The sequence below is a fragment of the Rhizobacter sp. P2_H2 genome (assembly GCF_056403375.1).
In genome coordinates this window covers 1-1,325 of record NZ_JBFUFP010001307.1, presented here as the reverse complement: position 1 = coordinate 1,325, position 1,325 = coordinate 1, and the positions used below count along the sequence as shown (strand labels likewise).

The window sequence follows — 1,325 nt, the reverse complement described above, 5'->3', positions numbered from 1 at the left end:
CACCTCGGTCGTGCAGACGCACATGACGAACTCGCGGCTCACCGACCCGGAGGTGCTGGAGTTCCGCTTCCCGGTGCGGCTGGACAGCTACGAGATCCGCCCCGGCTCGGGCGGCGCCGGGCGCCACCGCGGCGGCGACGGCGGCGTGCGGCGCGTGCGCTTCCTCGAGCCGATGACGGCTTCGATCCTGTCGAACGGGCGCCATGCCGGCGCGTTCGGCATGGCTGGCGGATCGGCCGGCCTGCCGGGCATCAACCGCGTCGAGCGAGCCGATGGCCAGGTCGAGGCGCTGGACCACATCGGCTCGGTGCCGATGGGGCCGGGCGACGTGTTCGTGATCGAGACGCCGGGCGGTGGGGGCTACGGAGCGGCGTGAGGCAAACGATGTCGGTACAGATGGACCGGGGTGTCGGTGCGGGGAAATGCGTCAGCGCTTCCTACACTTCAACCCGCCCGGCCCGTAACTCCCTCCTGCCGGGCTGTCCGGCCCATACCTCCCTCCGGCCGGACCTTCGGGCCCGCTGCTGCAACCCTCCCTTTGCCGGCGGGCCCACATTTTTTGCTTCCCCATGTTCCTGCTGAAGCTCGCGCTGGTGTGCGCCGTCGTGCTGGCCGCGAGCTTCGCCGCGAAGCGCTTCGGCCATGGCGTTGCGGGCACCTTGTCGGGCCTGCCGATGATTGCCGGGCCGATCATGGGCTTCGTGCTGCTGCAGGCGCCGCTGTCGCAGGCGCATGCGATCGCGGTGGCGACGATCGTCGCGTACCCGGCGATGGTGTCGCACATGGTGGCCTTCGCGCACGCGGTGCGGCGCTGGCCGTGGTGGGTGTCGCTGCTGGCGGCGAATGCGGTGTTCCTCGCGGTCGGCGGGTTGCTGGTCTGGATCGCGCTGCCTCTCGCGGCGGCCTGCGTGCTGGCAGCGTTCGCGCCGTGGGCCGGGTCGAGGCTGATGCCGGCGCACCGCCGCGAGCGCACGGTGCTGCACATCCCGCCGGTCGAGCTGGTGCTGCGCGTCGCAGCGGCCGCCGCGCTGGCCGCCGCGGTCATGGGCGGTGCGCCGGTGTTCCCGGCAGCGATCAGCGGGCTGCTGCTCGCGCTGCCGATCACCGGCAACGTGCTGCCGTGCTTCACGCGGGTGCGCCATGGTGCCGACGCGACGATCGAACTGCTGGCCGGCTTCGTGCGCGGCCTGATCGGCTTCGGCGCGTTCTTCATGGTGCTGGCTCTGGCGCTGCCGGTGCTCGGGGCGGGACTGTCCTACGTAGCGGCCTGGGGGCTGGTGCTGATCGTCGCGTGGGCTCTGCAGCGCCGCCGCGCAGCGCTGACG

Annotated in this window: 2 protein-coding genes; both read left to right on the top strand. The window is 72.2% G+C overall.

All coding sequences use genetic code 11. The features are described from left to right. Nucleotides 1-376: hydantoinase B/oxoprolinase family protein (locus tag AC1D15_RS32585; RefSeq protein ID WP_477829320.1), on the top strand; the 376-nt coding region annotated here is incomplete at its 5' end. Between the two features lie 193 nt (nt 377-569). Further along, a partial coding sequence (locus AC1D15_RS32580) for a hypothetical protein (RefSeq protein ID WP_477829319.1) occupies nt 570-1,325 on the top strand: 756 nt, incomplete at its 3' end.